18 protein-coding genes are annotated in these 22,253 nt (G+C 71.5%); 5 read left to right on the top strand and 13 right to left on the bottom strand.

What is annotated here, in order from left to right; translation table 11 throughout:
- Nucleotides 1-9 precede the first annotated feature (9 nt).
- The 3 genes from ACGBYP_RS10630 to ACGBYP_RS10620 form a co-directional block, all read right to left on the bottom strand.
- Nucleotides 10-1,818 (bottom strand): FAD-dependent oxidoreductase, encoded by a 1,809-nt coding sequence (locus ACGBYP_RS10630; RefSeq protein ID WP_411583835.1) that lies wholly within the window; start codon nucleotides 1,816-1,818, stop codon nucleotides 10-12.
- Between the two features lie 452 nt (nucleotides 1,819-2,270).
- Nucleotides 2,271-3,773 (bottom strand): MFS transporter, encoded by a 1,503-nt coding sequence (locus ACGBYP_RS10625; protein WP_411583833.1) that lies wholly within the window; start codon nucleotides 3,771-3,773, stop codon nucleotides 2,271-2,273.
- A gap of 81 nt (nucleotides 3,774-3,854) precedes the next feature.
- On the bottom strand, nucleotides 3,855-4,880 hold the full coding sequence (locus ACGBYP_RS10620) for an NAD(P)/FAD-dependent oxidoreductase (protein WP_411583831.1): 1,026 nt from the start codon (nucleotides 4,878-4,880) through the stop codon (nucleotides 3,855-3,857).
- 89 nt (nucleotides 4,881-4,969) lie between these two features.
- Between ACGBYP_RS10620 and ACGBYP_RS10615 the strand changes: the two genes are divergently transcribed.
- The 3 genes from ACGBYP_RS10615 to ACGBYP_RS10605 all read left to right on the top strand — a co-directional run bounded on the left by ACGBYP_RS10615 (nucleotide 4,970) and on the right by ACGBYP_RS10605 (nucleotide 7,436).
- Nucleotides 4,970-5,566: a helix-turn-helix domain-containing protein gene (locus ACGBYP_RS10615; RefSeq protein ID WP_411583829.1), complete on the top strand. Its 597-nt coding sequence runs from the start codon at nucleotides 4,970-4,972 to the stop codon at nucleotides 5,564-5,566.
- A gap of 106 nt (nucleotides 5,567-5,672) precedes the next feature.
- Nucleotides 5,673-6,524 carry a class I SAM-dependent methyltransferase gene (locus ACGBYP_RS10610; protein ID WP_411583827.1) on the top strand — a complete coding sequence of 284 codons (852 nt, stop codon included), beginning with the start codon at nucleotides 5,673-5,675 and terminating at the stop codon, nucleotides 6,522-6,524.
- Nucleotides 6,525-6,602: 78 nt separating this feature from the next.
- Nucleotides 6,603-7,436, top strand: a complete 834-nt coding sequence (locus ACGBYP_RS10605) for a hypothetical protein (RefSeq protein WP_411583825.1) — start codon at nucleotides 6,603-6,605, stop codon at nucleotides 7,434-7,436.
- On the opposite strand, the gene ACGBYP_RS10600 is transcribed toward ACGBYP_RS10605, so the two are convergent.
- The 5 genes from ACGBYP_RS10600 to ACGBYP_RS10580 form a co-directional block, all read right to left on the bottom strand.
- Nucleotides 7,354-9,825, bottom strand: coding sequence for a GMC oxidoreductase (locus tag ACGBYP_RS10600; protein ID WP_411583823.1), 2,472 nt, complete (start codon nucleotides 9,823-9,825; stop codon nucleotides 7,354-7,356). The two genes, ACGBYP_RS10605 and ACGBYP_RS10600, sit on opposite strands and share 83 nt — an antisense overlap.
- Nucleotides 9,822-10,898: an alpha/beta fold hydrolase gene (locus ACGBYP_RS10595; protein WP_411583821.1), complete on the bottom strand. Its 1,077-nt coding sequence runs from the start codon at nucleotides 10,896-10,898 to the stop codon at nucleotides 9,822-9,824. Before ACGBYP_RS10595 ends, ACGBYP_RS10600 begins: the two co-directional genes overlap by 4 nt.
- A 364-nt stretch (nucleotides 10,899-11,262) precedes the next feature.
- Nucleotides 11,263-12,285 (bottom strand): hypothetical protein, encoded by a 1,023-nt coding sequence (locus ACGBYP_RS10590; RefSeq protein WP_411583819.1) that lies wholly within the window; start codon nucleotides 12,283-12,285, stop codon nucleotides 11,263-11,265.
- The gene (locus ACGBYP_RS10585; protein ID WP_411583817.1) at nucleotides 12,282-12,824 is read right to left on the bottom strand and encodes an RNA polymerase sigma factor; all 543 of its coding nucleotides are present in this window, start codon (nucleotides 12,822-12,824) and stop codon (nucleotides 12,282-12,284) included. Before ACGBYP_RS10585 ends, ACGBYP_RS10590 begins: the two co-directional genes overlap by 4 nt.
- A gap of 559 nt (nucleotides 12,825-13,383) precedes the next feature.
- Nucleotides 13,384-14,265, bottom strand: a complete 882-nt coding sequence (locus tag ACGBYP_RS10580; RefSeq protein WP_411585211.1) for an EamA family transporter — start codon at nucleotides 14,263-14,265, stop codon at nucleotides 13,384-13,386.
- A 679-nt stretch (nucleotides 14,266-14,944) separates the two neighbouring features.
- Here ACGBYP_RS10580 and ACGBYP_RS10575 point away from each other — a divergent pair.
- The gene (locus tag ACGBYP_RS10575; protein ID WP_411583815.1) at nucleotides 14,945-15,922 is read left to right on the top strand and encodes a LysR family transcriptional regulator; all 978 of its coding nucleotides are present in this window, start codon (nucleotides 14,945-14,947) and stop codon (nucleotides 15,920-15,922) included.
- Between the two features lie 56 nt (nucleotides 15,923-15,978).
- Here ACGBYP_RS10575 and ACGBYP_RS10570 read toward each other — a convergent pair whose 3' ends face one another.
- The 4 genes from ACGBYP_RS10570 to ACGBYP_RS10555 form a co-directional block, all read right to left on the bottom strand.
- A complete protein-coding gene (locus tag ACGBYP_RS10570; RefSeq protein ID WP_411583814.1) occupies nucleotides 15,979-16,797 on the bottom strand; it encodes an alpha/beta fold hydrolase in 819 nt (272 codons plus the stop codon).
- 110 nt (nucleotides 16,798-16,907) lie between these two features.
- Nucleotides 16,908-17,807 (bottom strand): SDR family oxidoreductase, encoded by a 900-nt coding sequence (locus tag ACGBYP_RS10565; RefSeq protein ID WP_411583812.1) that lies wholly within the window; start codon nucleotides 17,805-17,807, stop codon nucleotides 16,908-16,910.
- 170 nt (nucleotides 17,808-17,977) lie between these two features.
- Nucleotides 17,978-19,036 (bottom strand): class I mannose-6-phosphate isomerase, encoded by a 1,059-nt coding sequence (locus tag ACGBYP_RS10560; RefSeq protein ID WP_411583810.1) that lies wholly within the window; start codon nucleotides 19,034-19,036, stop codon nucleotides 17,978-17,980.
- Nucleotides 19,033-19,875 (bottom strand): SDR family oxidoreductase, encoded by an 843-nt coding sequence (locus tag ACGBYP_RS10555; RefSeq protein ID WP_411583808.1) that lies wholly within the window; start codon nucleotides 19,873-19,875, stop codon nucleotides 19,033-19,035. Before ACGBYP_RS10555 ends, ACGBYP_RS10560 begins: the two co-directional genes overlap by 4 nt.
- Before the next feature lie 247 nt (nucleotides 19,876-20,122).
- Here ACGBYP_RS10555 and ACGBYP_RS10550 point away from each other — a divergent pair, with 247 nt between their 5' ends.
- Nucleotides 20,123-21,094 (top strand): TIGR03557 family F420-dependent LLM class oxidoreductase, encoded by a 972-nt coding sequence (locus ACGBYP_RS10550; RefSeq protein ID WP_411585210.1) that lies wholly within the window; start codon nucleotides 20,123-20,125, stop codon nucleotides 21,092-21,094.
- A 159-nt stretch (nucleotides 21,095-21,253) separates the two neighbouring features.
- Here ACGBYP_RS10550 and ACGBYP_RS10545 read toward each other — a convergent pair whose 3' ends face one another.
- Nucleotides 21,254-22,252, bottom strand: coding sequence for an FUSC family protein (locus ACGBYP_RS10545; RefSeq protein WP_411583806.1), 999 nt, complete (start codon nucleotides 22,250-22,252; stop codon nucleotides 21,254-21,256).
- Nucleotide 22,253: the final 1 nt, after the last annotated feature.

The following is a 22,253-nucleotide window of genomic DNA, read 5'->3' as shown; positions in this document are numbered from 1 at the left end:
CCACATGGGTCACGATCCGGCCGGCAGCACCCGTCCGGTATCGGAGTCCGCTGTTACCGGCCCGACTGCGCTGACGCGACTCAGGCTGTCGAGGTGGCGCCACACCGAGGTGGCCGTCACCGACCCCTCACCGGTGGCCGACGCGACCCGCTTCACCGAGCCGGCGCGCACGTCCCCGGCGGCGAAGACCCCCGGCAGGCTCGTCTCCATGTCCAGCGGCGGGCGCCGCAGCGGCCACGGATGCTCCGGGTCAGTCGGATCCACGTCCCGGCCGGTCAACACAAAGCCGTGGCCGTCCCGCTGCACCCGGCCGGGCAGCCAGTCCGTGTGCGGCGCGGCGCCGATGAGCACGAACAGCGCCGCGGCGGGCACCTCCTCGAGCTGCCCAGTGGCCGCGTTGAGGAGGCTGAGCGACTGCAGCCGGCCCTCACCGCGCGCGGCCGCCACCTCCGTGCGGTTGCGGACGGCGATATTGGGCGTCGCTTCGATCTGGTCGACCAGGTAGCGCGACATCGTGGCCTCAACCGAGTCGCGACGCACCAGCAGGGTGACCTGATGAGCGTGGCGCGCCAGATTGAGGGCCGCCTGCCCGGCGGAGTTGGCGCCGCCGGCGATGAACACTTGCTGCCCGACCAGGCCCTGCGCCTCCGAGGACGCGGCGCCGTAATAAATACCGGCCCCGGTCAGCTCCCGCACACCCGGGGCGTCGAGCGTTCGATAAGCCACCCCGCAGGCCAGGACGACGCTGCGGCAGACCAGCTCCGAGCCGTCGGCCAGCCGCAGTCGATACCCCTGGCCGTCCGGCCGCAGTTCGGTCGCCGGCCAGGTGACGGCGATGGACGCACCGAAGGACCACACCTGCGCGAAGCCGCGTGAGCCGAGGTTGCGGCCGCTGATACCGCGTGGGAACCCGAGAAAATTGCGTATCAGCGAGCTGCTGCCCGCCTGTCCACCCACCGCGGCCCGCTCCAGCAGCACGGTCGAAAGACCTTCGGAGGCGGTGTTCACGGCCGTCGACAGGCCCGCAGGGCCGGCGCCCACGACGACGACGTCCACCACGTCCTCCGGCAGCGCGGTGAGACCGAAGGTGGCGGCCAGCTCCTCGTTGCCCGGGTCCTCGAGCACCTGCCCACCAAAGGTGAGCACCACAGGCAGGACGATATCGCTGCGCCCCACCCCGGCCAGCAGCGCGCGACCGTCGTCCGAATCGGCTGCGTGGAATTCGAACGGGATGCTGTTGCGAGCCAGCGCGTCGCGGAGTTCGTGAGAGCGCGCGGCCTGCGGCTCACCGACGATCCGCAGCGCGGGGGCCGCGCCCGGAGCGTCGCGGTACCACTCCTCGAGCAGCTCGGCGATACCGAGGTGAAATACCTCGTCACGGGACCCGCCCGGCGTCGGCAGGTAGGTGTCGACCAGCCCGAGGGTGAGCGCCCGCAGCACCGGCAGCGCCAGTGCGTCGTCCTCGAGGAGGAGGGTCGGTACGCGCAGGCTGGGCGCCGTCGCGCCGCCGCGCGGCACGAGGAGCACCCGCTTGGCCGTCGGGTGCACCACGCGCACGTGGCCGAAGAGGTCCTGCCCTTCGTCATCGATCACCGCCATCGGCGCGAGGACGAGGGCCACCGGGCAACCGCGCGCCCGCAGGTCGTCGACGGCATCCAGTGCCGCGGTCACCGAATTCACGGTGAGCACCCGGTACTCCGGCTCGTAGCGGGCCCGTAGCGCCGCCTCCGGCGCGTCCGCCGCGCCCGGCCCATCGGCCAGCAATAGCAGCGTCGGCGTCGTGTCCGGATCCCCGTAGTCGACTCGGACCTCGGTCACAGCACCCTCCCCACCGTCGGCCGGCGCCCAGACGGCGCGTGGACGCCCAGAGTAGTTCGCTCCGACGCAGCCATCCGGTGCGACGGTCGATGCCGTTCCCATCGGCCAGGCCGTGTCCCATTCGGTTCGAGCTGAACAGGCGCAGCCCACGCTTCCACGAGCTGTGGGCACAACACGACGTCGTCGCCTTCGACAGCGAGCTGGTGGCCCTGCTGCACCCCCTGGTGGGCGACGGTCAGAGCCTGTTCGTCGGCCACCCTGCCGACCCCGATTCCGCCGCCGAGCTGTCCCACTTGGCGTCAATGGGGGCCGGCAGGACCTAGCTGTCGACCAGCCCTCATCGCCCGTCCAGGCGATGTCGAGGCAAGGAGGAGAATGGCGAAGGACGAGCTGTTGGCGTGGAATCTTCTCGGCAGTTGCGCCAGCGGCGGGCGCAGCGCCGTTTGCAGCGTTCATCCGAACCAGCATGGAGCGTTCGGGGGGTCCCGCGTCCCGCGTGCTCCTCCCCTGCCATCGCCTCGCTGCTGCGGGATCAGCGGGCGGTGACGGCCTGGGCGTCCTCCGAGCGGAGTTCGGGTTCGGGGACAGGCGTCCTCGGGCCCCGAAGGAGGACGTAGACGAACAGGCCGGCCATGACGGCGACTCCGGTCCACATGGCCTGCTGCCAGCCGTCGACGAAGGCCTGCTGCGCGGCCTGCACGAGTGCCTGTCCCTGGCCGCCCGCGTCGTCGGCCGCCTCGACGGCGGTGGCGACGTCGGCCCGTGCGGCGTCGGCGGCGTCCGAGGGCACGCCGGTGAGTTCGTCGGCGATGGCGTTTCGATAGCCGGCCGTGAGCAGCGCGCCGAGCAGGGCAACGCCGAGCGCGGTGCCGAACTCGCGGGTGACGTCGTTGAGCGCCGATGCGACGCCCTGGCGCTCGCGCGGCAGGGAGCTGGTGATGGCTTCCGTGGAAGGGGTCATCGACAGACCCATGCCGGCGCCCGGGCATCAGCGCGAGCGTGGACCGCAGGCCCGACCAGCCGAGCACGGCCTGGAGGAAGGGGAACAGAACCACGAAGATCCCGGCTTGCACGCCGAAGACAGCGAGCAGGGTGACTGAGCCGCTGGTCAGGCCGCGCTCGCGGAAGAGGCGCACGTCGAGCAGGGCGGCGTCCCGCCGCCGCCGCTCCCAGATCGCGAAGCAGACGGCAGCGAGGACACCGATGACCAGGCTGATCACCGGAACCGGGTCGCTCCAGCCGCGTTCGGGGCCTTCCTGCAGCGTGACGATGAGACCGACGACGGCGACGACGGAGGCCAGCGCCCCTGCAGTGTCGAAGGAGTGGGCGGGGATCTCGCGGGAGTCGGGCACCGAACGCAGGGTCAGCACGAGCGCGAAAACGACCAGCGCGATGGGCAGCACGAACAGCCACCGCCAGGTCGCGACGTCCACCAGTGCGGCGGAGAGGAACATGCCGAGGATGCCTCCGCCACCGGCGACGCCGGTCCACACGCCGATCGCCTGACCGCGCTTCTCCTCGGGGAAGGTGGAGGTGATGACCGCGAGCGTGATGGGCATGATCATCGCCGCGCCTACGCCGCTGAGCAGGCGGGCGGCCAGCATCACCTCCGTCGAGGGAGCCAGGCCGGCCATCGCGCTGGCCAAGCCGAAGACACCTAGGCCGGCGACGAGCATCCGCTTGCGACCCACCCGGTCGCCGAGAGCGCCGACCGGCAGCAGTAGCGCGGCCAGCGTCAGCGTGTAGAGGTTGATCATCCACAGGACCGCGCCCTGCGAGGCGCCGAGGTCGACGGCCAGGTCCGGCTGGGCCACGTTCAGCCCGGACACCGAGGAGATGACCGCCATCAGCGCCACGCAGACCGCGATCAGGATGGTGCGCAGCTGCGCCGGCTCGGGTACGCCGGCTGTGCCGTTGTCCGTCTCGGTGCGGGCTGCGGACTGGTTCGTGGTCATAGCTTCCTCTCGAGGGCACGCGGGGATGGACGCCGGACCGAAGTCCGGACGCCAGGAACGGTCTTGGATGTCCTGCGGACGTCAGGCGGTACGGGTGGCGGGCGGCGTGATGCGCTGGGTTTCGGCGATGGCCGCGTCGGTGTCGGCGGTGGCCAGGACGGCGTTGATGTGGGCGCCGGCCAGGGCGCCGGCCGCGGCGGAGGCCCCCACCTGGGCGGTCAGGTCGACGGCATTGCCGGCCACCCAGACGCCCGGGACGTCGGTGAGGCCGGCCATCCCGGCGACGAACCGGCGGCCCATGCCACCGGGGATGTCCTCCATCTGCAACCGCAGTCCGGCCAGACCTTCGGTGCGCGCCTGCATGGTGGTGGCCACGGCGAGCACGCGGCGGGCGACGACGGAGCCGTCGGTCAGACGCACGCCCGCGATGCCGCCGTCCGTTGAGTCGATGACGTCCTGGACGGGGGTGTCTATGACGCGGATGTCGCGCGCGGCGAAGCGCGCGCGGGTGTCCTGGTCCAACTCGGTGCCGTGGGTGAAGTAGACGAGGTCGTCGGTCAGCTGGCGGAACAGCAGCGCGTGGTGGACCGAGGAGGAGCCGACCGCGAGGACGCCTATGGGTTCGTCTCGTACTTCCCAGCCGTGGCAGTACGGGCAGTGCACTACCCCGCGCCCCCAGTGCGCGGCCAGCCCGGGGACGTCGGGGAGCACGTCGCGCAGGCCGGTGGCGACCAGCAGGCGGCGCGCGGCCAGCGTGTGGCCGTCGGTGAGGGTGACGGTGAAGCGCAGGTCGCCGTCCGCGGTCGGAGCGGTCGGGTCCGCGGCGGCCACCTCGCCGGAGACGAGCACGCCGCCGTAGCGGCGCACCTCGTCCCGGCCCCGTGCGTACAGCTCGGCGGGCGGAGTCCCGTCCAGGCCGAGCAGGCCGTGCACGCCCTCAGCGAGCGCGTTGCGAGGCGAGCCGCTGTCGATCACGACGACCGACCGGCGGGAGCGGGCGAGCATCAGCGCACCGTTCAATCCCGCGGCACCGCCGCCGATGACGATGACGTCGACGGTTCCCTCGAGCAGCGGGTCGACGGCCCGCGTCGCAATCCTCGATGACACGGCTGGCTCCCAACGTCGGCGACCCATGATCCGGGCCGACTGCCTACGGAAAGTAGCCAGAATTGCGGTTAAGGCATAGCATCTTGCCCATGACGCAAGGCGAAAGCGAACTAGATGGCCTCGTACGCAAGCGCATCCGCGCTCTTCGAGTGGCTCAGGGCTGGTCCCTGGACGATCTGGCCGCCCGGGCCCACGTCAGCCAGTCCACGCTGTCCCGGATCGAGAACGGCCAGCGGCGCCTGGCGCTCGACCAGCTGGCCGCGCTTGCCCGCGCCCTGGACACCTCCCTGGACCAGTTGGTCGAGACCGCCTCGGATGACGTGATCGCCAATCCGATGATCGACGCGGCACACGGGCTGATGCGCTGGCCGGTGAAGGGCAACCCCGGCCTCAGCGTCATCCGTCAGCGGATGACCCAGCCACCACCGGACAACCCCGCCCGCATGCGTGCGCACCCCGGCCGCGAGTGGCTCGTCGTCCTGTCCGGCACCGCCACCCTGCTGCTTGGCTCCCGCCGCTTCCGTGTGGAGACCAACCAGGCCGCCGAGTTCCCCACCATGCTGCCGCACGCGATCGGGGCCGAGAACGGCCCCTGCGAGATCCTCGGGATCTTCGACCGCGACGCCCGCCGGGGCCACCAGGCCACCGGCGGCAAGGAGGACTCCGATCCCCTCGCGTGCTCCTGACGTCCGCGACGCCGCTCTTGCGCAGACAGGGCCCGATGTAGCCATTTCCTTGCTATGCCTGGGAGGCGTCACGCTAGAACCGGATAGTCGGATCTGGCCTTCGGCCATGGTCCACACCCCGGGCGATGGTCCACAGCAGCAGCTCGATGATCAGGCAGAAATCCTCGATCTGGACGCGGAGGTCTTGGCCGAGCACCTCGCCGCCATCGTCGCGGAGCTTCCCTTCACGGCCTCCCCTCGCCAGATCGTGGACCTGGGCTGCGGAACGGGAGCGGGCACCTTTGCCCTGCTCGACCGCTTTCCCGACGCCGAGATCACCGCGGTCGACTCCTCGGTCGTGCACCTGCAGCGCCTCCAGGAGAAGGCATGCGCGCGGGGCGGAGAGGCACGCCTGCGCACCGTGCTCGCCGATCTCGACGACCCCGTTTGGCCCGACCTCGGCACGCCGGACCTGGTGTGGGCCTCGGCCTCGATGCACCACCTGGCCCAACCCGACCGCGCGCTGCGCGCGGTGCGCGATCTCCTCGCACCTCGCGGGCTGCTGGCCGTCGTCGAGCTGGCCGGCTTCCCCCGCTTCCTCCCCGACGACGCCCCGGAGGAGCGACCCGGGCTGGAGGGACGTTGCCACGCCGCGAGTGATCGCCGCCACGCCGAGCACGTGCCGCACCGAGGCGCCGACTGGGGACCGAGGCTGGTCGCCGCCGGGTTCGCCATTGAGGTCGAACGTGTACTGGCTCTGGCGGTCGAGGCATTCCGGCGCCCCGCAGTCGGCGCCTACGCCCTCAGCAGCCTGCGGCGTCTGCGCGGCAGCGTCGCCGACGCGCTCCCCATCGAGGATCTCGTCGCGCTCGACGGGCTCCTCGACGTCGAGGGCCCGCGCAGCATCCTGCGCCGCGCCGATCTCGCCGTCCGCACCGAACGCACCGTCTGGGCCGCACGGGGGGCCAATCGCGCCTGAGGGCGGCCCAGGAGCGATCGGCCGTGACCGGGCCGGTGAACCGGCAGGTGCTGCTTGGGATGGAATGTAGAACACGGCATGCTCAACCCCGTGCTCTCCGGCTGGGCTGATCCGTCGTGGTGGCTGCGGCTCTACGAGGTGGAGGTGGTCGAGCGCGGCAAGCAGCCGCTGCTCCTTCTGCTGCTGGGGGTGGTCGGGGGCTTCCTCGCGATTCGCGTCAGCACCCGGCTGATCCGCGCCCGAGTGCGGTGGTGGCCGGGGAACATCTCTGTGAGCGGTGTCCACCTGCACCACGTGGTCGTCGGGGTGGCCGTCATGACGGCGGCGGGAGTGGCGAGTTTCGCGCTGCCCACGACTGGGGGCTGGCGGAGTGGGTTGGCGCTGGGGTTCGGCCTGGGTACCGGCCTGGTGCTCGACGAGTTTGCGCTGCTGTTGCACCTGCGGGACGTGTACTGGTCCCGGCAGGGACGCAGTTCGGTAGACGCAGTGGTGGTGGTCGCCACGCTGACGGCCATGGTTCTGCTCGGCGTTCTGCCTTTCGATCTTGGCGAGGCCGGGGACGCGCAGACCGGCGGCGGAAGCGGCGGGCGATGGGCTGCATCGGCGCTCATCGCCGTGAACGCGGCGCTCAGCGTGGTCACCGCGGTCAAGGGCAAGCTGTGGACCGCGCTGCTCAGCGTGCCGCTGTGGCCGGTCGGCATGGTGGGTGCCGTCCGGCTGGCCCGGCCGGACAGCCCGTGGGCGCGGCGGCGGTACCCGGCCGGGTCGGCACGGGACGTCCGCGCGCGTCGCCGGGCCCGGAGGTGGGAGCAGACCCGCGACCTGCTCCTCACCACCGTCGCCGGCCGGATGGACGACGACGACCGTCCCGCCGAGACCCGGGACGAGCCAGAGCCCCACGGCGTGCGGTGACTTCGCCGCCCAAGGAACGGCTCATCCGCCGCCGCCGGCGGGAGGTCCGGGGCAGGAATGCCTCGGCGACTGCCGTGGCGAAGAAGCTCCCGAAGCGCAGCAGGGTGCCGACGGCCCGTGCCCCGGTGACAGGAGCAGGCGCGCGCGGCAGGCCGGTGGCCCGGAGACTGACGAGCAGTCGCAACGCCGCGGATGCCGTGATGGTCAGCCGCCCCTCCGGGCCGGCCCCCTGACCCTCGGCCTCCAGCGTGGTGGTCAGCACAGTGGTGGCGCGCCACGGGCCGGTCCCGGGACGGCGGCGGACGTCCTTGACGCCTCGCAGGACCCACATCCGACCCGTGTCATCGTCGAATCGCAGGGCGTAGGCCATGGTGCGCGCTCCGTGCCCGGGTGGCTCCGCGGGTGCGAGCAGGTGCAGCACCCCGTCCTGCACGGACGCCGGACGCCGGGTGAGGCCGGCCACATCCACTGTGCCGGTCAGGGCCACGGTGTGGATCGGGTCGGCGAGGAAGCGCTGCAGGTCCTCGATCCGTGCGGTCAGCCGCAGGACCACCGCCCGCCCGTCGACCGACCCGCGCATCGTCTCGCGGAAGACGACCCCCGGCCGGGAAGGCGGTGTCGGGCCACGGAGCCGGATCCTGGCCACGGCGGCGTCCTCGGGAATCTCGCGGCGCACCACGTCCAGGCGTTCGGGCGGCTCCCACGAGGAGTCACCGGTGATCCGCCGGACCGCGGCCTGCAGGCAGTGTTCGGCCACGGCGGCGATGGTCATCGACGGGTTACCGCCGGTCGACCCGGGCAGGACAGCGCCATCCACTACGTAAAGGCCCGGGTGCCCGAAGACCTGCCCGTCGGTGTCGACCACCCCGTCAGCAGGCCCACCACCCATCCGGCAGCCGCCCAGGTTGTGGACGGTGACCGGCTGGCGGAACAGCCGCCAGGTCGGGGTGACAGCCGGACGGCCGCCGAGGGCGCGCACGATCTCGGCGGACGCGGCGGCCTCGGCGTCGTAAAGCGGGTCGTTGCGCGTGGTGTCCCAGGTGACGTGCAGCCGCCGTGCGCGCCCGCGCAGCGCGATCCGGCCGTCGGCGGCGTCGCGACCCATGGCCAGCAGCACCGCCGTGCGGCTGGTGCGCTCCGCCAGGCGGTCGGGCAGCGCCGCGGCCAAGGCGCGGGTGTCGGCGATCGTGCGCCGGTCCCGCCGCCGCATGGCGCGGGCCACCCGCGCCGGCAGGCCGGCGAGGTCAAGCCCGGCGACCAGCCGCGCGATGTGCGGGGAGAACCCCCCGTCTTCGATGACGAACCACCTGCCGCCAGCAGACGTGTCGGCGTGCACGACGGAGGCCGTGGTGATCGTCGGCCCGGCCACGGGTTCGGCGGCGTCGGGCAGGTCGAACCCGAAGCTCAGGAAGTCACCGTTGCCGGAGTACCCCTCCCCCAGCGACGGCGGCAGGTCGGGCAGGGTCCGGTACTGGTCCCGACTGCGCAGCAGGAGCTCGGTGCTGCCCAACGCGCCGGCGCAGACGAAGACATGGCGGGCGGTGACCTCGCGCTCGACGCCCTCCTTGCCGGCGCTGTCGTGTCCGTGTTCGCGCAGCCGCACCCGGTAGCCTGGCTCGCCGGCAGGCCCGGTGGCGTCCTCGCGGCGGATCCACACGGCCTCCGTGCGGGTGCCCACCGCCGCGCCAGCGGCCTCGGCGACGGCGAGGTAGTTGCGGTCGAGTGTGTTCTTGGCGCCGACGTTGCAGCCGATGTCGCACTCCCCGCAGAAAGTGCACGGCGCCTGCTGCAGGCCGGCCTGGCGGGGCGGCTTCGGGCGTTGCGGATCATCGGCGAAGGTGACGGCAAGGTTGGGATGGAAGAAGCCGTCGACCCGGTCGACCCGCCGGGCGGCCTCCTGCATCAACCGGGTCTTCGGCGGCGGTGCCCCGGTGCGCGGGTCGGCCGGTGTCGGGCTGACCCCGAGCATGTGCGCCGCGAGGTCGAAATACGGCTCGAGGTGCTCGCGGGACAGCGGCGCCGGCCAGTCGGCGAACACCTCGGCGGGCGGGCGTGCCGCCACATTGGCGTAGACCAGAGAGCCGCCGCCGTACCCAGCCGCGCGGATCGCGAGGATGTCGCCTCGCGCGGTGGCGTCGTAGAGCCCATGGCCGCAGGCCCACAGCCAGCCGTCGTCCAGCTTGGTCGCGTCCCGCGGGAAGCTGCCCAGCGGCCAGCGTCGGCCTCGCTCGACCACGGCGACGTCCACCCCGGCCTGGGCAAGGCGGCATGCGGCCACTGCGCCGCCGAAGCCGGTACCGATGACCAGCGCCTGGTAGTCGTCGCGCGGCAGCCGCTCCGCTGCTACCCACCGTGGCTGCGTCGTTCTCGGTGAGGTGGAGCCCATCATGCCCCCCTGCGCTGTCGCGTCGCACCGGCCGGCGCTGCCAAGCTCTCGAGGATCAGCGGGAACACCTCACGGGAGGCGTGTCGGCCCAGGAAGACGTCCAGCTGGCCGTATCGGGGAAGGACGTGCAGCCGGTGGTGCCCGTGGCGGTGCCCGTCGAGGTAACGGTAGGTCCGGACCTGGCTCTCCGGTAGGAAGCAGCGGTTGGTCTCGCCGGCGAGCAGGACGAACCGGGCATCGGTGGCCGGTGGTGCCGTCAGGATGTCGTCGGGCAGTCCGTCGACGGCGCCCAGAGGTGTCAGCCGCCCGCGGCGGACGGACTCTGCCATCTGTGCGAAAAAGGTCATCGGCACGGGGCCGAACTGGGATCGCACCCAGTCGTGGGTCGCCGTTGTGAGCTCGTCGTGCGACCACAGCGCCGGCCGTCCCGAGCCGAAGGCGAAGCTCGCCATCTTGCACACGGCGTTCCCGCATTCCCGATGAGTGGCCTGGACCGCCGCGACCATCAGCCGCGGCAGCAGGTGAGGCGGCGGAGCGTCGCCCCACCCGGGATCGACGTAGGGCAGCAGCGGCGCGAGGAGTGGGGCGAGCCGGCGGAGCTTGAGCCGAGCGCCCAGCGGGACGACTGGATGGAGAGAGACGGCGTTCGACACGATGACATCGACCTCCGGGAGCAGGCCGGCCACCGCGGACAGCGCGAAGCTGCTGGATCCCTGGCAGTGGACGACCGCCTTGACCGTGTCCGCGCCGGTCGCCGCAACCACCGTGCGGACCGCCTCCGGATGGTCGTGAACGGCCGCCTGGTCCAGATCCCAGGATGTCGGCACCACATCAGCGCTGGCCCGCCAGTTCTCCAGCCAGACGTCGTAGCCATCGTCCAGCAGCGCGTCGACCACGGTCAGCTGCCCCGGTGGGCGGAAGATGTCGGCCCTGACCCCGGCGCCGTGCACGAGAAGCACCGGCCCCCGCGTCGCAGACCGGTCGCCGACGACATGGTGCAGGTTCAGCCGCATCCCGTCCCCCGCCGTGAACGGGATGACCTCTGTTTCCCAGCGGGTCGGTCTCGACGTGTTCATGGGCAGCGCATCCGTCCTCGGCCCGCGGCCGCACCTGTGTCCTGAGCGGACACGATCTTCGAAGGGTACGAGACCCGGCCGGTCCCCCAAGGCCACGTCCACGAACGGCGCGGCAGTCCGCCCGCGCCGCATAGCCCGGGTCCGCAAGGCGGACCGCCTGCTCTCGGTACAGCCGTCGCGGTCGATCAACGGGTGCGTCACCGCCCGTCGATGCCTGGCACCTCCCTGAGCCGTTCGCGCCCGGCGCAGCGAGAACTCCGCTGCCACCACCGCTAGCACTGCGAGCGCCAGCGGGACCAAAATTGCCAACGTCCCCCAGGGGATTGACGAGCACCGGCGCGCAACCCGGTCACAGCGGGTCGGCTTACCCCACCCCGAAGGCCACATAGCTGATCACTGCGTACGGGTCGACGTCCCACTCGCCGGTGTCGTCGAGGAAGGACAGCTCGATGGACAGGACTGCGCCGGTGTCGGCGTCGAGGACAACGGTCCGCCGGATTTCGGCGGTCCCTCCTTCCGCGGTGACGTCGAGCGCGTAGGCCACCCCGGGCCGATCAAGGCGGTCGGTGACGGCGCCGAGGGCGGTCAGCCCGGGTTGCTGGGCGAGCCAGGCGGCGATTGCGGAGTGCTCCGCCGGCCCCGGCGTCCAACGCAGCAGCACTCGCTGCAGGGCATCGAGTAGGCCCACGGCGTCCGGCGGGGCGGGGGCTGCCACGGCGGCGAGGTGGGCCGCCAGCGCAGCCGCATCCGCTGGGGGCGGCGTCCGGTCCTCGGGAGAGGCGGCGAGCTCGGCGGCGCGGGTATGCGCTTCGACGGCGTCGGCCGGCGCTGTGCCGTCGGCGTCCAGCCGCACCTCGGTCGGGTGAGCCGGGTCAGCGGGCACGCGGGTGACGGTCAGCCCACCGTCGGGACTGGGGACGGACAGCTGTTCCTCCGGTAGCTCGACGGCGGGGAACCCCTCGCCCTCGGCGCCGAAGGCGAGGTACCAGGCACGTACGTGGCTACCCCGGACGGCCGCAGGACTGTCGCCGGACACCTGGTTCGCTGCGGCCATGGTCAGCTCGGCCAGCGAGGGCACCGGCACGGAGGGGTCCACGGCGAGCGGTGCAGGCGCCGCCACCGGCCGCACGACCACCGGAGTCGGCGACGCCGGTACGCCGGGCCCACCGGTCGCGACGGCGACCAGCACGGAGGCAATCCCGGCCGCGGCCGCTGCCGCCATCCCGCGGCGGTACGTCCGCCAGGGCCGGACTGCGGCTGGCGCGAAGAACTGACCGGCGACCAGGTTTGTCAGGTGCCGCTCGGCGGCATCGTCGATCGGGCCGCCGGGCCACCGGGACGCCGGAGCGGGGTCGGCGGCGGCGAGCAGCTGCAGGTCGTCGGTCACGGCACAACCTCCGGGGCAAGAGCGGTCGAGGGGGCAGGAAGGTGCGGTGGCGGGTCGAGAGCGGACATGGCCTCGCGCAGCCGGACGCGGGCCCGGTGCAGGCGCATGGACGCTGCCGACCGCGAGCACCGCAGCACCACGGCGATCTGCGCCGGCCCCAGTTCCTCCCACGCCGCCAGGGCGAGCACCTCCTGGTCGGCGGCGGAGAGCCGGTCGAGCGCGTCGAGGACGACCGGCCGGTCGACGTCCGCCGGAGCGGTCACCTGGTCCAGCGCGTGAACGAACAGCCGGTCGGCCAGCCGCTGGCGGCGCACAGATCCGCGCCGCTCGTTGGCCAGTACGCGGCGGGCCACCCCGTAGAGCCACGGCAGCGGCTCCGGCGGAACAGCGGCGCGGCGGCGCCAGGCGGTGGTGAACACCTCCGCGGCGACGTCACGCACCTCGTCGTCCCCGGCCAGGTTCATTCGCCGCGCGACGTACCGGCAGATGGCCGCGTGGTGGGTCCGGTACATGGCGGCGAACGCATCGTCGGTGCTCATCACCTTGTCTGTGTCCGGCATCCCGAGTTTCACCACACCCCTCTCCGGATTCAGGGGGTCCGGATCATGACCGGTCGACGGGATGACCGGGCCACAGCCCCTGAGTGCCCTGCTGGGCAAAGTCTTGGCAGAGGCCTGCTCGACGGCGACGACAGGGGCGCGGCCACTCGCATCCACGGCTCGCGGGCCCGAGAACCGGCGGGCCTGGGCCGACGGCGACCCGGACAGGGTCACACGACGAGCCGGTGTGACTGCCAGAGGCGCGCGGTGCGTCACGCCGCGCGCCCCGTTGCCGTGGCGATCCCGCCGAACCGTCCGGCCACTAATGGGTGGGTTGACCGACGCGTTGGTCACCGACCTGTCGGACAGGCTGCGGGTGACGAGCTTTGAAGATTCGGGATGGAGATCCGGCGGCCCCGGACACAGACCTGGGTCAGCCTGATTCGCCCCCCCGCAGTCCAGCGCGGCGTCGTCGCGATGCTGGCTCAGCAAGCCACAGAAGCCCAGCGTGCAGGTACTGCACGCCGTCCTCCGTGCCTTAGATCCCACCGCCTCTGTGTCACCGAACGGTGGTCCGGAGTGCGTCGGCGGCAGAGTCGGGGACGGCGACGGACGGTCGCCGGGCGGAGTGCTCATTGAGCACGACGGCGGTGACGGCGACGAGCACGACGACGAAACCGAGCCACTGCGAGGGCGTGAGCGCCCGGCCGAGGACGACGACGCCCACCCCTGCCGCGGTGACCGGGAAGGCGAGTTCAGCCAGCGTCGCCCGACTGGCCGGGGTGTGCCGCAGGGCGCGGTAGTACAGGGCGAGGGCGAGCAGGCCGGTGACGAGGGCGAGACCCACCACGAACGGCACCGCGCGCAGCGGCAGCGGCGCCCACCCCCCCCGCAGGCTGACCATCCCGACCATCGCCACCAGGCCAAAGGCGAACCGCAACGCCATGGTGTCGTCGGCGGTCATCTCGGCTGCGGCGAACCGACCCAGCACCGTCCCGGCGGCCCACAGCACCGCAGCTCCGAGCGCCAGGGACGCAGCCGCGGCCGAGGCGACGCTGATGTCCAGCGGACGCGGAAAGGCCAGCAGCCACGCCCCGACGAGCGCAGGCACGGCGAAGGTCCAGAATCGGCGCCGGAGCCGCTCACCGAGCAGCACGGCGGCCAGCAGGAGGGCGATGAGCGGCTGCAGCTTCTGCAGCACCTGGGGCGTGATGGGGTCACCCAGCTCGAACGCCGCGGTGAACGCCGTGGTGGCCAGCGCCGACGACCCGGCACCGATGGTGACCACGGCGATCCGCGTGCGGAGGCCGGCGGCGGCGAAGCGGCGCAGCGCCGGGAGGAGCAGCGGCGAGGTGGCCGCTGCCAGAACGACGTGCTCGTACAGCACGATGAGCGCGGGGTGGCAGTCCCATGTCGAGGAGCGGTTCGCGCAGGAGCGCAGACATCCCCCACAGGGCAGCGGCGACCGCCACCAACCAGGTGAGGTCCGAGCGCCGTCCGGCGGCAGCCAGCATGCTGGTCACAGGCCCTCCGACGGTCATGGGGCACACGGACCCGGTCATCACCGGCCGCGCCGGGACGGATGCGTGCGATTTAGGTTCCAGTCAAGCGGAACGGCGCAGTGGCGGCACCGCCCATGCCCATCGTCGATAGGGGCATCGGCCCTCTCAATCCGCTGGCGTTCGAATACCGGCACCCCACCGGTCAGGCAACGGGTCGCTGCCATGTAGGCGCGTGATCGCAGGCTCGCCGCACCGACCACAGGTCTCGTCGCTGCCGGGTGGGGGATAGCGCTCGTTCCCGGCTCCGCTGCGGACGCGGTGCCACAAAGAGGCTGCTCGATTCCGGTTCACGACCGGGGCGGAGCGCTGCGTCGTCAGATCTGGGCGGTCACAGCCGCGGATGCGATTGCTGCTGAAGCAGCATGATGCCAGCCCTTCGAGAACGCGGCGGCGCAGCTCGCTTGGATTTCTCGCGGCGAGGATGCTTACACCAGCAGAAGCGGTCCAGCACCACACGGCGGGCGCCGCCCCCGGTCCGCGGAATCCTGGACGTCGCAGTCCGGAATCTGGTGGCCAAGGCATGCGCTGAGGCAAGTGGCTTCGGTGAGGAGTTCCTACATGGACCTGCGGCACCTGCGGTGTTTCGTGGCCGTGGTGGAGGAGGGCTCGTTCACCCGGGCCGCCGCCCGCCTCGGTGTCTCTCAACCCAGCGTGAGCACCGCGATCAGCGACCTGGAGGCCGAGCTAGCCACCCGGCTGGTTGACCGCTCGACCCCTCCGGCCCGTCCTACAGCCAGCGGCTTGGTTCTGCTCGAGCACGCGACCGGCGTGCTGGGCGCCGTCGATGAGCTGTGCACCGCGGTCGGCCGGGCCCGGACCCACCCATCGGGGTTGCGCGTCGGACTGTTCGGCGGCGGCGCCGGCCCGCGGACCCCCCAACTGTTGCAGCTGCTAGGCACCCTCAGCGGGCGAGAAGTTCAAGTCAGCATGGTGCGTACCGACGAACGGGTCCCGGCGCTGGCCGACGGCACGGTCGACGTCGTAATCACCACTGGCCCCATCGAGGACCCCCGCGTGCGGGTTACACCGTTGTTCAACGTCCCTCGGGTGGCCGTGGTCGGCCGCCGGCACCGACTGGCCTCCGCGCGGACGGTCTCTGTCCGCGACCTGCTCGACCAGCCGTTCCTCGGCGAGACGGTGACCGGCACCGGCGCATGGGCCGACTACTGGAACCTCGTGCCCGAACGCGGCGGCCGCCAGCCACGACGCTGGCCAACCATAGCCACCACCGATCCCCAGGCCTTCGTGCATCAGCACGCCCTCGGCCACACCGTGGGCGTGGCACCGGCCTACATCACCAAGTGCCTGCCGGCCGAGTCGGTCGGGGTGCGCTATATCCCCGTGCCCGACCTCAGCCCGGCTTCGGTGGTCGCGCTCACCCGAGCCGACCAGGACACCGACTTGCTGGCCGCGGTACAGGCCACGGCCAGTCGACTACCCATCGACACGCTGCCCAGGGGGAAAGAGCACGGCACGGGGTCCACGTCGCGCCACTGCCAGGAGTCGGCCGGCGCCCACACGTCGTCGGGTTCGTAGCCGGCGTCGGCGAAAAGCGCGGTGCGCCCGCCCGACCGTAGGGAACGACAAGTCGCTCACCGATCCCCTCCCGCATGGAAGCCGGCGACGACCCGGTTGAAGCGCTCCGGCTCGTCGAACATCAGCGCGTGGCTGCTCTCCTCGAAGTACTCGGTGTACGCGCCGGGCACGTGCTCGCCGACCCAGGCTGGGCCGCGCCAGTCGAAGACGGCGTCCTGCCGGGCGACGCACACCAGCGTGGGCAGGTCGAGGGTGGGCAATAAGTCGCGCCAGTCGTGCCGAGTGTGGTCGGCCATCACGGCGTTACGCACCCGTGGCGGGCACTTGGCCATCTCGGCCAGGAGCAGCTCCCGCTCGGCGTCGGTCGGCTGGGTGCGCATGATCGTCTGCAGCTGCTGACGGTCCTGCCCGGCAGGGTCGGCCGCTACCTGCGCCTGCATTGCGGCCAGCGCGGCGTCGTCGAAGCACTGGGCGTGGTACCAGGGCCAGTCGACGCCGAGGTACTGCCGCGGGGTCTGCTCGACGAACACCGCCCGGTCGATGCGGTGCCTGCCGAACAGCTCCAGGTACTGCCAGATCACCGGGCAGCCCAGTGACCAGCCGAGCACGGTGGCCCCCTGCAGGTCGAGGGTCTGCAGGACGTCGAGCAGGTCGCGGGCCAGCCGGGCGACGCGGTAACCGTGCTCGGGCTTGTCGGAGTCGCCGTGCCCGCGTAGATCGACGGTCACCACCCGGGCGCCCTCGGCCAGCGCGTCGATGTTGCGGTCGAAGAACCGGCCGCTGAACGTCCAGCCGTGAAGCAGCACCAGCGGCCGTCCGGCCCCCTGCTCCTGGTAGTGCAGCCGCACTCCATCATGGGTCGTCAGCGAGGGCATGCGGTCTCCTGTCCGGCGCACGGGCCCGGCCGTCCTGGCGACGGCCGGGCCCGTGCGACCTTCGTCCGGGCACTTCTCCCGAGCCTCCCGAAGCCGGGGAAGAACCTTCCTCACGGCGTGGGCGTGCCGCCGTTCGCGCTGACCGTGGCGGCGTTGACGTAGCTGGACTCCGGGCTGGCCAGGAAGACGAACGCCGGGGCCATCTCTGCCGGCTGGGCCGGCCGGCCCATCGGCGACTGGTCGGCACCAAAGGACTTCAGCGCCTCGGGCGGCTGCCCGCCGGCGACCTGCAGGGGCGTCCACACCGGCCCCGGCGCGACCACGTTGACCCGGATGCCCTTTGACGCCACCTGCTGGGCCAGGGCCTTGGAGAAGCCGTTGATCGCCCACTTGGTCGAGGCGTAGTCGAGCAGGATCGGCGCGGGCTGGTAGGCCTCGAGCGAGGCGGTGTTGATGATCGTCGAGCCCGGCGGCATGTGCGCGATGGCAGCCTTGCACAACCAGAACATCGCGAAGACGTTGGTCGTGTAGGTGTCGACGAACTGCTCGGTGGTCAGGTCGGCGATGTCCTCGACGTACTGCTGCCGGCCGGCGACGTTGGCCAGGATGTCGACCCCGCCGAGCTGGTCGACCGCGGTCTGCACCAGCTGCTGGCAGAAGGCCTCCTCCGTGAGGTCACCCGGAACGGCCACCGCGGTGCGTCCGGCGTCCTCGACCAGTTTCACGACCTCTCGCGCGTCGGCCTCCTCCTCGGGCAGGTAGTTGAGCACGACGTCCGCGCCCTCGCGGGCGAATGCGATCGCCGCAGCGCGGCCGATGCCGGAGTCGGCACCGGTGACGACCGCCCTGCGCCCGGTCAGCCGGCCGCTGCCGCGGTAGGTCTGCTCCCCGGCGTCGGGCTTGATCGGCATCCGCTGCTCGAGGCCTGGGCCTTCCTGGGTCTGAGCCATCTCCTCGGCAGGGCCGGGGTACTGCTTTGCCGGGTCCTGCATCGTGTACTGGTCGGTCATGGTGGGTGTCCCTTCTGTGGTGAGTGCGCGGATCCTGCTGAGGCCTCGCCGCCGCCCTCTCCCCTCTCCGGCTCGCTCCTGGGTCCCGCCCCGAGCGGGGGCAGATGGCAGGGAGCATCGCCCGGTGAGGGAAGGGACGGGTCGTTCTCCAGTGCGGGCAGGTGGGCGTGCTACTCGCCGAGGGCGGCGATGACGTGTGGCGCAAATCCGGCCGCCATGAGCGGGGCGCGGACGTCGTGGTCGAGGTCAGGCAGGTAGCCGAACAGGACGTCGGCGGGGCCGCTGATCTCGACGGTCTCGAGGCAGGCGGGCAGGAGCAGGGTCTGCGCACGGCCGAGCTGCTCCGACCACTGCCCCGCGGTGACCGTGACCGGAGCGCCGACGTTGCTGAGCACCTGCGCGGTGGCGAAGCGACGCCGGATCGGCGCCGCTGTGCCGGCCCGCCAACGCTCGAGGGCGAAGTACGGGCCGGCGCACAGGAACGTCTGCCCGACGCCGTCGTCGACCGGCACCGCGAGCCCGGGCCCAAATTCGGGCTTCGGTTCGGTCTTCAGCTCCTGCAGCAGCATGTCGAGGTTGCCGGCGAACTCCTCGTCATCGACCGGTGAACCGTCCTGCATGTGCCAGCGCATGGCGTGCTGCTGGACGTCGGAGGTCTGCTCGATCTCGTAGACCAGCGTGTCCGGGCCGAAGCTGTGCAGCGTGCCGCCGGGGACGTAAATCGTCTCCCCCGCGCGCACCGGCAGCCGACGCATCACCGCGTCGAAGTCCTGCGCCTGCAGGGCCGCACGTACCTGCTCGGTGCACACGCCGTCCTTGAGGCCGCACAGCGCGGTGGCCCCGGGTGCGGCGGCCAGGACGTGCCAGGCCTCGGTCTTGCCGTTGGCCTGCCCTTCCAGCCGCTGCGCGGTCTCATCGTCGGCGTGCAGATGCACCGGCAACGTGCCGGAGGCGTCGATGAACTTGGTGAGCACCGGAAAGCACTCGCCCGACCAGCCGTGGCCCACGAGGTCCTCGGGGTACCGGCCGACCAGCTCGCGCAGCGGCGTGCCGGCCAACGGCCCGTCGGCCACCGAAGAGACGTTGCCGTCGACGTCGCTGCACTCCCACGTCTCACCGATGCCCCAGTCGGGGATCCCTTTCTTACCCAGGGTGTGGCCGATGGCATGGCCGCCGAAGACCAGCGGCTTGGCCGGCCCGGTGAGCCGCATCGGCAGCAGGCCGGTCACAGGATCGGATCCCCGCCGGTGACCGCGATGCGCGCGCCGGAGATGTAGCTGGCCTCGTCCGAGGCGAGCAGCACGTAGACCGGGGCGAGTTCCTTGGGCTGGCCGGGACGGCCGAGTGGCGCCTGGGCGCCGCCGAAGCTCTGCACTTGGTCTGGTGGCATCGTCGCGGGGATCAGCGGCGTCCATATCGGCCCGGGGGCGACGCTGTTGGCCCGGATGCCCCGGGGCGCCAGCTGCTGGGCAAGGGTGGCGCACATGTTTGCCAGGCCGGCCTTGGTCGCGCTGTAGGGCAGCAGGTCCGGCACCGGGTGGTCGGAGTTGACCGACGACGACGCGATGATGGCCCCGCCCGGCTGCATGTGCGGTACTGCGGCCTTGGCCAGGTGGAAGAACGCCGAGAGGTTTGTGGCGATGGTGCGGTCCCACTCCTCGTCTGGGGTCTCGGTGAAGTCCTCCCGCACCATCTGGAAGGCGGCGTTGTTGACCAGTACGTCCACCCGGCCGAACTCCTCGACGGCCGTGGCGACGATTCCGCGGCAGTGCGCCGGGTCCTGCAGGTCACCGGCCACGAGCACCGCTCGACGGCCGGCGTCCTCCACCCAGCGCTGGGTGTCATGGGCATCCTCGTGCTCGTTCTGGTAAGAGATCAGCACGTCCGCGCCTTCCCGGGCGAAGGCGATGGCCACCGCCTTGCCGATCCCCGAGTCGGCGCCGGTGATGATCGCTTTCTTGCCCTCGAGCCGGCCGCAACCGCGATAGCTCTGCTCACCATGGTCGGGCCTGGGATCCATCTCTGCGGTGCTGCCGGGCGGGTCCTGCTGCTGGACGGGCTGGCTCATGGTGGGGGCTCTCTCGATCGGAGGGGTGTGCACGGACCTGCCCACCTCACCGCCCGGAGGGAACCTCGCTCGGAAGCAGAGTTGACCCGGCGCGCGCGTCGTCCTCGTGAGCAACCAAGCAAATACGCCATTTCGATGGGTTATGGCGCCATACCCAGCATTGATGTAGCCGCTCGACAAGCCGGTAAGCGCGTGATGGCACTAGCGTTTCCCCGACAGCTCCCCCTGCCAGGATTGAGTGGACGCGATGGAATTTGGGTTCAAGCTGACCACCGAGGCTTTCGGCCCCAAGGAGATCATCGAGCAGGCCGTACGGGCCGAGCAGTTGGGCTTCGACTTCGTGGAGGCCAGCGATCACTTTCATCCCTGGCTGGACAACCAGGGGCACTCGGCGAACACCTGGCTGCTGTTCGCCAACATCGCCGCCCGCACCGAACGGATCGGCATCGTCACCGGCGTGACCTGCCCGTCGTTCCGCTACCATCCCGCGCTGGTGGCCCAGCAGGCCGCCACCTTGCAGATTATCAGCGACGGCCGCTTCACCCTCGGCGTCGGCTCCGGGGAACGACTCAACGAACACGTGATCGGCCGCGACTGGCCCAGTGTGCGGGTCCGCCACGAGTACTTCCGCGAGGCACTGGAGATCATCCGGCTCCTGTGGCAGGGCGGCTACCGGCACTACGAAGGCAAGCACCTGCAACTCGACGACGCACGCATCTTCGACCTGCCCGACCGTCTACCGGAGATCTGTGTGGCGGTCAGCGGGCCCAAATCCATCCAGATCGCGGTGGAGCTCGGCGACGGGTTGTTCGCCACCGAACCCAGGAGCGAACTCGTCTCCGGCTACACCGACGGCGGCGGCACCGGGCCCAAGTACGTCGAGGTCCAGCTGGCCTGGGCGCCAGACGTGGAAGCCGCCGCACAGGCAGTGGTGGACAAAGGCCGATTCGCCCTGACCGGCTGGAAGGTGCTCTCCGAGCTACCGAACCCGGTCAATTTCGAGGCGGCGACGTCGACGGTCACCACCGATGATGTCAAGCAGGTGTTCGCGTGCGGTCCGGACGTCGACGTGCACGTCGCACAAATCCAGAAATTTATGGATGCCGGCTTCGACCACCTGGTGCTGCAAAACGGCGGCCCAGATCCTGACGGCTTCTGGCGGTTCTGGACCGACGAGCTGCAGCCGCGGGTTCATGGGCTGACACCAAGCCCCTCGTGACCGCCGGGCTCGCAGGCTCGACCTGCACCCCATGAGCTCCACGGCACCTCCTGGGCGAGTCGAGAGCCTTGGGCTTGTCCGGCAAGTCCACCGCTGCGAAGACCCGGGATCGAGCGTGCCGCCGGGAGGAGCGAGGTCTACCTCAAGCAGACTGCGGAGTCATGAGCCGTCCGCTTCCGCGGACCCCTTACCCGAGTTCGGCCGGCTTCCAAGCAACAGCAGGGCGGTGCCCAGGTCGGCGTCAGGGTCCGGCGCTGCCGCCTCGAGCGCGGCTTGGGCCCGTTCGATGACGTCCGCCGCCTCAGTGCGGAAACCTGGCTCGTCACTGGCTGCACCGCGGGGCGGGTCGACGGCAAGCAGCGTGGCGGCGACGAGGTGGTCGACAGAGGCGAGCCTCCGATCGACCGTGTTTAGCTGCGCCTGTCGCAGGCGGCCGCGGACGGTCCGCGCCGCTACGTCCCGGGCAGCGATCCGAGCGGCGGCGAGGTCGCCGAGTCCAGCGGTCGCCGCCCGGGCATGTCCAGCTGCCTCCGTCCTGTCGCGGGCGCGCAGGGCCGCCGCTGCGTCTGACAGGACCACCCGGGCCGGTCCGACGACCATGTGTACCGGATCGGGCGTGACCAGCACCTGGCTTGCGAGGAGGCCGAGCGCGCCGCCGACCGCCGCGTCGAGCACTCGGTCCGCCGGGGCCTCCACCGGCGGCAGGGTGAGGACGAACAGGGCTGAGGCACCGGCCTGGATGAACGCGAGCGGACGGACGTCGAACAGTCCAATGGCACCGAGGGCTGCACACACCGCGAGAAGCGTCGTCCAGACGTTCGCCTGGTCCGTGACCGCGCGGATCAGGGTGCCGACGAATACGCCGATCAGGACGCCGACGAGCAGATCGACGGTTTGCCGGGCCCGCTGGCCGGCACCGGCCGCCAGACACACCACCGCAGCCGTGGCGGCGAACACCGGCTGCTGATGGCCGAGAGCGGTCTCGGAGATCCACCATGCCGCAGCTGCCGCGACTGCGCACTGGAGGACGGTCGGCAAGCTACCGCGCAACCGATGGGCGACGGTGCGAGGCCGGCCGGCGCGCGCCGTCGCGCGGACCAGGGGCGGTGCAGAGAAGTGGCGACGTGATGCCGTAGGACCGCCGCGGTCGTGTCCCATG

The organism is Modestobacter sp. SSW1-42 (genome assembly GCF_046635825.1).
GTDB lineage: Bacteria > Actinomycetota > Actinomycetes > Mycobacteriales > Geodermatophilaceae > Modestobacter.
Note: the sequence above shows the minus strand (reverse complement) of the source record. Positions and strands in the feature narration are given on the sequence as shown.